The 8,984-nt window shown below is 42.9% G+C and carries 9 protein-coding genes; all 9 read right to left on the bottom strand.

What is annotated here, in order from left to right:
* Nucleotides 1-11: 11 nt before the first annotated feature.
* A complete protein-coding gene (gene tssB, locus AACS00_RS01830; RefSeq protein WP_110168308.1) occupies nt 12-518 on the bottom strand; it encodes a type VI secretion system contractile sheath small subunit in 507 nt (168 codons plus the stop codon).
* Nucleotides 519-902: 384 nt separating this feature from the next.
* Nucleotides 903-1,913 carry a sel1 repeat family protein gene (locus AACS00_RS01835; RefSeq protein WP_072670090.1) on the bottom strand — a complete coding sequence of 337 codons (1,011 nt, stop codon included), beginning with the start codon at nt 1,911-1,913 and terminating at the stop codon, nt 903-905.
* 95 nt (nt 1,914-2,008) lie between these two features.
* Nucleotides 2,009-2,293, bottom strand: coding sequence for a type VI secretion system PAAR protein (locus AACS00_RS01840; protein WP_110168309.1), 285 nt, complete (start codon nt 2,291-2,293; stop codon nt 2,009-2,011).
* 178 nt (nt 2,294-2,471) lie between these two features.
* Complete coding sequence (locus AACS00_RS01845) at nt 2,472-3,194, bottom strand: DUF2931 family protein (protein ID WP_072670093.1); 723 nt, start codon at nt 3,192-3,194, stop codon at nt 2,472-2,474.
* A complete protein-coding gene (locus AACS00_RS01850; protein WP_146205783.1) occupies nt 3,195-3,671 on the bottom strand; it encodes a hypothetical protein in 477 nt (158 codons plus the stop codon).
* 11 nt (nt 3,672-3,682) lie between these two features.
* Nucleotides 3,683-4,417, bottom strand: a complete 735-nt coding sequence (locus AACS00_RS01855; RefSeq protein WP_110168311.1) for a DUF2931 family protein — start codon at nt 4,415-4,417, stop codon at nt 3,683-3,685.
* 1 nt (nt 4,418) lies between these two features.
* Nucleotides 4,419-6,548: a T6SS phospholipase effector Tle1-like catalytic domain-containing protein gene (locus tag AACS00_RS01860; RefSeq protein WP_110168312.1), complete on the bottom strand. Its 2,130-nt coding sequence runs from the start codon at nt 6,546-6,548 to the stop codon at nt 4,419-4,421.
* The gene (locus tag AACS00_RS01865; protein ID WP_110168313.1) at nt 6,545-7,333 is read right to left on the bottom strand and encodes a DUF4123 domain-containing protein; all 789 of its coding nucleotides are present in this window, start codon (nt 7,331-7,333) and stop codon (nt 6,545-6,547) included. Before AACS00_RS01865 ends, AACS00_RS01860 begins: the two co-directional genes overlap by 4 nt.
* Nucleotides 7,330-8,984 (bottom strand): type VI secretion system Vgr family protein (locus tag AACS00_RS01870; protein ID WP_110168314.1); only part of this gene is annotated, 1,655 nt, incomplete at its 5' end. The genes AACS00_RS01865 and AACS00_RS01870, both read right to left, overlap by 4 nt.

The following is an 8,984-nucleotide window of genomic DNA, read 5'->3' on the forward strand; positions in this document are numbered from 1 at the left end:
AATACTATTGATTAAGCTTGAGGCGCTTCTGCATCACTGACCAAATTTAGTTCGGACAAAAGCTTTTCACGTGACTCTTCTGAGTTAAGGAGTTCTTGTAAACGCTCTCGAAATGCAGGGATATTTCCCAATGGACCTTTCAAGGCTACAAGAGCTTCACGAAGTTCAACCAATTTCTTTAATTCTGGAACTTGAGTCGCTATAGAGTCTGGTTCAAAATCAGTAAGAGACTTGAAACTGAGTTCAATCGGCAATTCAGCATTTTCATCATCACTCAACTTATTACGAACTGTGGTCGTCAGTTTCAAGTCACTTTCACGCATTACTGCTTCAAAATTGTTTTTATCAATAGAAACCGTTTGTCGTTCTTCTACCGGAATATCTTCTGAATGACCTTTAAAATCACCAATAACCAATGTTTTTAACGGTAATTCAACTTCAGCCTGTGCATCTCCTGTTGCTGGAATATACTTAATATTAATCCGCTCTTTAGGAGCTACACTTCCTTCTTTAGACATATTACGTCTCCAATACCTATACCAATCATTGTCCAAACCACTGAATAGAAAAGAAAAAACACCATCTCTTCCAGTGATACATAACGTTGTGAAAACTATTTCTATAAATTATTGATCTTTAAAAATTAAATGAATGTTAATTTCTCACGCCACCACCCCAATTGATAGATGAAACAATAAAATCAATTAGCTTAGCCTAATTAAATGATAACTAAAATACATCCTATCTTATAAGATCATCCTATCATTCGGCTAGCGTCAGTTAGCCACCATAAAATTTTAAGTTCCATATTCTATTCAAATTTTAAACAATTCCATGTAAAAAACTATCAAATTATGACATTGATTCCAAAAAGTAAGCGTATCATAATGCTAATGTATTGATTAGTTAATATCCCAAAAAATATCGTAATGGAAAAGTGTAGGTATATTTTTATAATCACCGACCAAGGTTTCTGCCTCTCTATCCATATCGAAAATTACCTGACTAAAAATATATTGCTGATCTAATTCAAACATCTCATAGACAGCTTGCATTCGATCTTTTCCAGCAGAAGCAAGGTACAAATCAACATAAGCTTTTGCTTGAATAGGATTAGGCGTAACAAACTCATACGAGGCGCGTTGACCAAGTAAAATTTTGGCCACACTCGCTAATGAGATCAGATCCCCCTGGTTTAATGCAACCAAACGCCATTCGTAGGCTTCTTCAAAACGGCCTTTACTCTCTAGCAAACCAATATAATGTCTGATCGCAGGAATGTACCCTGTCTTAGCGGCAGCTAAATATAGCTCCCTAACTGTCGTTTCTCTTGCCCCTGGCATAAGAGAAATACCGTGCCCCTGCTCGATAAGTAACGCTTTATCCATCAGCGCTCTAGGATGTTTAAAACTTACGGCGAGATCGAGATAGTATAAAGATAAAGTCCTGTCATTATCTCTGTAGTAACGCGATAGTTCGTAGGTCGCTTGAGATGGATTACTGGCTCCCAGTTGTATCAAGCTTTCGTAATATTTATTTCTCCAGTAATCAATTTCACGGTCACTTAACCACTCAGCATCACTATACAGTTGGTGCATTGCTCGGCGGTTACCCAATTCAGCAGACTTGAGTAAATACTTTCTTGCGGCAAGGGGGGTTCTGATCGTCGTTTTATAGTTAGACAATTCCATTGCATACAAAAATGCCGCCGCTGGTATATCGTTATCCGCTGCGTATTGAAGGTAAGGACGTGATTCTAGGTTTTTATACTGTGCACGGAGTAACCGCCCTGTCTCATAAGCCTCTTCTGGAGACATACCACGTAACTCATATCTCTCTAACTGCGCAAAAACCGCCGTTGAAGACATTGAGAACAATAAAATTAATAAACTAGCTTTCACTTTACACCACATGAATAGAGCCTCTTATCACGTACTATCCTTTCTATTTACTCAATAACCAGCACAGGTTATCAATCAGCTGACTTACTCTAGAGTGAAATAATGCTTCATCCAATGTTAACCGTTGAACCACCGATAATCACACCACCACAGTCTATCGCGTCACCCACTCTTGCTGCCGGTTTACCATCGATCATTACGCTGCCAGAGCCCCCTTTAATGGCTCTTGGATGGCTAGGATTTTTCGGTTTATCATGAGGTTCTAATGGGTCCCCCTGCCTTGCGACAGCTTTGCCATCGATTTTTACCGTCGGTGAACCTGCGATGATGGGGGTTGGAGGGAACCCATCATGCTCCGATCCTAGGTCTCCCACTAATGCACCTTTTGCCATTGCTTTCTCCTTGTCAGGTTTGTTGATTACATCAATAACAGATGAGCGATTACTTAGCTCCAGCTACCCAAGGCTGTTTAAGCTTATCCTCTTTATTTATCCAATTTGTCCTTATGCCAAGCAACTTAACGTCGTCGATAAATAACATGCAAGTAAACACAGTGATAAAACGGCGCATTTATTTCACCGGATATTGATCAGTTTTCGGTTGCGCCGCGCGGTAGGCATCCATAATAGGTGCCCATGCCATTCCGCTAGGGATCGGGTATTGTTGATAAGCGTCAGCAAATTCGGCCTCAAATCTTGCCCATCGATTTTTAAATTGACTTGATAACGGATCTCGAAGACCTGAAGGGTCATACTCCTCATCCGTCACCTCATGGGCTAATCCTCTGGCTAACAAAATATCAGGGCTAAGATAGGGGGAAGAATCCATCAAAAAAACCTCAACATATCCCCCCGTCGCCAAACCTAAACCAATATTATCTCGACGAGTCTCCCGCCATTCATTACCTACTTTAACGCGATAAACTTGACGCATCTGCTCAGCCAGATCGGCCGGCAAGTCTAAACGAATCGCATAACGTTTTTTATCATGAAACGAGACCCACTCAATCTCCACCAAATCGGGAACAGGTTGATTATAAAGCCCTCGGCCTTTACCAACCCGCCAGCGATAATCTTTAGCCTTTAAAGCCTTGGGACCAACAAAACCAGCCGAGCCATTTGATGAACCATGAGCAGCCTGCCCTTGGCGATAGAAATTCGCTTTGGTATGCCAAATTTCATCAGCATTAGAGCCAACCATATAGCTCCAATCCATGGTAATGGCTGTGGTTGATGCCGAGCTTTGACAAGCACCAAGCAGCAACGCACATAGAGCAAGTAGAAAACGGCGCATTTATTTGCCTCCTTGTTGGTTATCTATCTGGCGGCGTACCTCCTGACCTTGGCGCTGATTAGGGGCATTAACAATCCCCGCATCAGCACTATGGTGCAGGTAGTCACGGCGTAAAGCACGGTATTCATTATTCGATAATTGACGAGTGAGATCGATAATTTGCCCCGTCTGTTTCGCACTGGCGGACCAGAGTAAATCTAACTGTTGTAAATTGAAATTGGGTCTTGGATTGGCAGCGCTCTCAAGCATTAATTGTTTGTCTACCTCATTCCACTCTCTAAATGGTACGCCCACATCGCGCGCCGCTTCCACTAATATATGCAGTGGAATGCGTGAGTATTCCCCTTCCACAATTCGATATAACCAAACATCCACTTGAACTTCTAACCCGTTAGCACGTCCGAATTCAGGTCGATTTATCGTACGTATCTGCAAACTTAAGTGATTAAGAACAGGGGTTGGCTGAACTCTGTTCAAGAAACTCGCCGTTATTCATCAAGAGTTTTAATCTCATTGATGGAATAGACTTTATTCACTTTATCCCAAGGGATAGGTTCTAGCTCAACACCTGCATTCTTAGCACGTTGCTGAACATCAGTAAAAGAGGAAGACTTCCGATAAGAATCAAATTTAACGCCATTACTGTCACGGTCAAGTATTTGGTCAGGAGCTAACTCCGTAAGATAAATAGTCTCTCCACATCCATCTAACCAAACTTTAGCTTGCCCATTAGGCAGAAGTCCAAAAATAAACTCTGCGCGATAACATGAATCGACAATAGCTCCATCACGTCGAGTATAAGTCGTTTTAGTAGCAATTAACTGCTTTACGCTAGTAGGGATCTCATACTTAGTGACATAAAACTTAGTATCAAATAAGGACACCCAGTATAGGTACAAGGTATCTGGTAGATGTGTTGTCCCTGTACCAATTTGCACCCCCATAGTAGTGTTAAGTAAAGACAAACCAAAACCATCGTAGTCAGTAAATCTTTCTTGTATTCTCTTCAATTCGCTATTACGCATGGTATGCAGATAGCCATGTAATAAGGCTGTCCAGTTTTCTTTATCATTCACGCCATAAACTTGGGTAACGTTGGCAGGATAAAATGAGGGCATTGTGACGCTGATACTCCAAGCCCAAGGCTGTTCTGTTTTATATTCAGCATTAGTAGAACATGAGTTAAGTAAAAGCACTGACAATAACAAGAACACTTTTTTCATTTTATTTTCCTTGCTCGCACGGATAGCTAGCTCTTTTATAGCAACCTGCTTTTTTGTCCCACAACGGAGACATTCCAATATCATCCCCCGAAGAATGGTGAAAAAGATTTAACGTCATGAAACTTCTCTTTAGCTCTGGGATTGAGAGTTTCTGTTTCAATGCTGAATATTTCCCTTGTTTAGCAAGTTCTAAGATTTTTTGATTAAGATCGGCAAATAAACCGCCATAATCCTCAACATTATAATCGACTCTTTCAGGGTCTTGCCATAATTTCGAATTATTATCTGAAATCGGCACACCATGAAACTCTGCCAAACCGTACATTAGGCGTAAGTATAAACGTGAGAGGTCACCTTCCACTTGACGTTGAATATAAAGTTTGCCTGTCACTCGCCCCCCATCGTTCTTACCTTCTTGACGAATCTCCAATGGCTCAATCACGTAATCCTCTTCTTTCCAACCCGTAAGCCTATCTAGCACCTTATATTTTTCTAGCTCATTTAACACATACTGCTTAGTTTTCTCTTCATCCCAGCGATGGGAAAACGTACGGCTCACACGCTTAACAAGCTTCTTCTCTAAAACAGGTAACAGATAGTCTGGATTGTTAAAACTTAACCTAGAGTGATAGCCGCCCCCAATATCTGAGTGAGCGCCTGGCAGAACAAATTCATAAAAATGTTCTTCATCCGTAGAATTGAGATGGTTCAAACTAAAATTATCTCGGCATTCAATGGTCGGATCTGCCGTTAAGTGTACGGCACGTCTCACCCGCTTGGGATCAATCCATAGTCTTACATCACCATTGTCCGTATGCGTATTGAGATTTAGGCCTAAAGAGGAGTTTTTAGAAAAAATACTGACTACTGAAGCCACTGTATCAAACAAACCAGCAAAGGTAATTTCGCAATTGGCTTTCATTTCGTCCGATTCATCCCAATCAAAAGCGTAAATGAGTGGTAAATCGGCTTTCTGGCAGCCTAATGTAAACGTCTTCGCAAATTCGCCATTTTCACCATCCAATACCACATTGATGAAATGTCGTGCGGCCGCTGCTCCGCGACTAAACCCAAACACATCGAATTGAAGCTTTTCTATTCCATCAACTACTACTTCAAGTTTTTTTACAAATGTAGAGGCAACACGTTCTATATTTTGAGATAGTGTTTGAATCCCTGTTGTAACTTTAGCTGTAACACCATACTTACCAATCCCCAATCCTTGCCCGACGACGATTGATTCATCCGCAGGAGCAATCGCGGTACTATTTCCTGTACCTATCCCCGTAACATATTCCGCATAATTAAAAGTATTTAATTCGGAAGAGTATTCATTACGAAGGAATAACTCATATAGCTTTTGAACATTAGTTAATTCATTACTTGCACTACCCGCGATCGTCTCCATTTCTCCCTCATCATTTTTAAATAAGGAGAGGATAAAATTGTCTTTTTTCGGATAGGTAAAACAATCATTAGGAAGTGCCGTAATTGGAACTTCTTTTTTTGTTCCATTACCGTTTTTGGAATTAATCTCGCATTCAGCATCGTACTTTGCTTTCCATTTACGATAATAATTTTCTAATTGCTGCTTTCCCCATTGGGCGCTGTAGGTATTGTTAGCGGTACCATCAAAGAACATTCCGACTCGAAGAGTAATAAACTTGTATGCCCTGACTTGAAGAATATAGGTTTTATCTGTAAAGAGTTTTAACGTTCCGGCTTTGCCTTTTTGATGGTTAATTGGCAATACGATCTCTTTCGGTAATTTTGTCAAATCGCCCGTCGTAATTTCTTGATAAACCACCGGGCCACTCTTGTGGGCACTGTAACTGCTAGAAAACTCTTCAACCGGTTTAGCTTTCTCTTCATTTCTTGGGTGACTTTTATCTTGCGCAGCTTTTAACCACGGATCGTAATCCAACTCAATTTCAACAGGACCGGGCGCAAGATTTTCAATCAGGATAGGTAAAGCACTAAGTTGAATTGGATGCTTATTTTTCATTGCGTCAATCAAAACACCACTCACACCTTCAAAGGGCTGGTTATGTTCATCCCGCACAATAATTTCAATCCAATGTGTGAGATTCTCACAAGGTTGACAATGTGGATGGGCACCTGTGCTACTCATGCTAATTTCTCCCGAATTTGCATTATTTCCTGAAGTTCTTGTTGATTAAGATGAAGAGCATCACTCAGCTGCTCTAGAGTAGTTAATGAGGCTTTCCACAAGTGATTTAAAACTAAGTACTCTGCATTATCGTGCCCCAAATTAGCCTGCTTAGCTTCATCTAAAATGGTTTTAATCCATTGTTGTGGCTCATCAAGCTGTTCCATTACGTAAGGAAGCTTTTCCCAAAAACGTCGTTCTAAAACTTGGGCATGCACTTCGGCTCGATATAGTGGCATCAAATGATAAGGCTGGATTTTCCACCAAGGAGCTGGCTGATAGATAAACTCGGCACTACGCGTATTTCCCCATTCCTGAAATACTCCTTGCTTAATAGCGGCTAACCTTTCTACCGGCCCTAAAAAGTCGTTACGTTCCAGCTCTCGCATCGCATCCAACATAGGCCAAATAACGTCGGTATCATAAAAACGAAACAGTACTTCTTCGCCTTCTAGTGCGGCAATCAAAAGGCTTTGAAGATGATTTAATAATTCAATCGAGGAACGATGAGTGGTTAAGAAAATGCCTTGCTGTAACAGCTCATCCGGTAATGCCAACACCTTATCTGAGACAGGAATTAGCCAAGGGGACAAACTCATCACAGGAGCAAAGGTCTCGCCGTGAAATAGAATCTGAGTGCCGTCAAACACTAACCCATTATTAGCCGCAATAACTTGTTTAAAGGCTTGCTGATCTAATAACCAAAAGACTGGTGTGGTTTGCTCTACTAACCACTGTTGAATCATGAGTTTGCTCCCGCTAAAGGACACACCTTAACCGCAGCAACGTTAGCTTCTTCGGCTTTGAGCAAAGCTTGATAAGAAATAGTTTGCGGTGGAGCCAGAGCTACCGCGGATTCTAAGCCCCCAGGCAATGCTGGTATTTCACCACTAAAGCCACTGCCGCTACTAGGGCTGCCTCCTGAGTTAAGATTAACGCCCGCCCCCACTAGATGTACACCCGCCGGATCGACTTTGACAAAACTGCCCCCCGCTTTAACGGTAATTTCAGAGCCAGCTTCAATCACCACTTTTTGACCCGCTTTAATATGAACTTCATCACCCGCTTCGCTCACCCAGACTTGACCCGATTTTATGTATAACGAGCCATCGACTGTCAGGGTTTGGTTACCTTTTACCGACTCGTAACCATTGCCATCCACCGTTAAGTGCTGATGATGGTGGATATGGCTAAACTGGTCGTTCTCTACCGTCAGATGCTTATCGTGTTTAATGTGCATCGTCGCATCATTAAGCACTAACCCCTCAACATCCTTTTGTGCATGCAGGTAGATTTTCTCTTGCCCAGCTTGGTCTTCAAAGCTCAGTTCGTTAAACCCTTCTCCTTGGTGGCTTTCACTGCGCAGCACCGTTTTGGTTTTGTGCTCTGGCAAAAGGTAAGGTGGTTGGTTAGTCGCGTGATAGGTGCGACCGGTGACAATAGGCTGGTCTGGGTCGCCGTTTAAAAACGAAACGATCACTTCATGACCCACTCGCGGAATAGCCATCATGCCGTATTGACTGCCCGCCCAACCTTGTGACACTCGCACCCAACAAGAGCTGTGCTCATCACCGTTCGAGTATCTGTCCCACGGAAAATGCAGCTTAACACGGCCATGTTCATCACAGAAGATTTCTTCGTTTTCCGGACCGACCACCATCGCGATACACGGACCATCCACTTGCGGTTTCACTTGAGGCGTCGCACGCCAGTTCACCTCGGCTGGAATAAGGGTAAATTGGTTGCTGTAAGTGGTCGCGCCGCTGCCCCCTTCTTCTTCCAACACTTGGGGCTGATGCCCCTCATGCTGCACGTGGACCACGACCCAATCACGGTTCACGCTCTCATCGAGATGCTCTTGTAAATCAAACTTAGCGCCCGCTTGTAAGGCTGGATGGTTACTTTTTCCCGTTGCGGTGCGCGCGTCTCGACGTAGGTACTCTAAACGTATCTGGTTAAAGGCTTTGCCACTGACATCGTCTTTAAAGCGCCCTGGCGCATCAAAGTGTTCGTAGGTGTCGCGCTGATAATCTATCCCTTGCCCGTGTGCTTGCTGAGCAAAGGAATAACTCGGCTTTTTAAAGCTGTAATCTTGTAAGGCGGTGTGACTGACGTGACTTTGGGTGTGTTGCTCAAAAGCAAAAATATACGGGCTGTCTATCACGCCACCCGCGAGTGCATTAAAAGGGATCGGCGCATCCAGTTTGGGGAGCCCTTGGCTGTCGTCGGTGAACAGTAAGGTGTGCTTCTCGTCTTCATGAATAAAGTGGTACACCAGCCCCTCTTCCGCCGCTAAGCGATGCAGAAAAGCCAAGTCGGTTTCTCGATACTGAACACAGAACTCACGTTGGGCACAGTCACGCTGCAAGGAAAAGGCGTAATCGGTAATGCCCATCT

Origin of the sequence: Vibrio sp. 11986-1-5 (assembly GCF_963878025.1) — a bacterium.
GTDB lineage: Bacteria > Pseudomonadota > Gammaproteobacteria > Enterobacterales > Vibrionaceae > Vibrio > Vibrio injensis.

Bases quoted from the DNA above. Each gene is read 5' to 3' on its own strand.
- tssB (WP_110168308.1), bottom strand. From the start codon at position 518: ATGTCTAAAGAAGGAAGTGTAGCTCCTAAAGAGCGGATTAATATTAAG.
- AACS00_RS01835 (WP_072670090.1), bottom strand. From the start codon at position 1,913: ATGTGGTGTAAAGTGAAAGCTAGTTTATTAATTTTATTGTTCTCAATG.
- AACS00_RS01840 (WP_110168309.1), bottom strand. From the start codon at position 2,293: ATGGCAAAAGGTGCATTAGTGGGAGACCTAGGATCGGAGCATGATGGG.
- AACS00_RS01845 (WP_072670093.1), bottom strand. From the start codon at position 3,194: ATGCGCCGTTTTCTACTTGCTCTATGTGCGTTGCTGCTTGGTGCTTGT.
- AACS00_RS01855 (WP_110168311.1), bottom strand. From the start codon at position 4,417: ATGAAAAAAGTGTTCTTGTTATTGTCAGTGCTTTTACTTAACTCATGT.
- AACS00_RS01860 (WP_110168312.1), bottom strand. From the start codon at position 6,548: ATGAGTAGCACAGGTGCCCATCCACATTGTCAACCTTGTGAGAATCTC.
- AACS00_RS01865 (WP_110168313.1), bottom strand. From the start codon at position 7,333: ATGATTCAACAGTGGTTAGTAGAGCAAACCACACCAGTCTTTTGGTTA.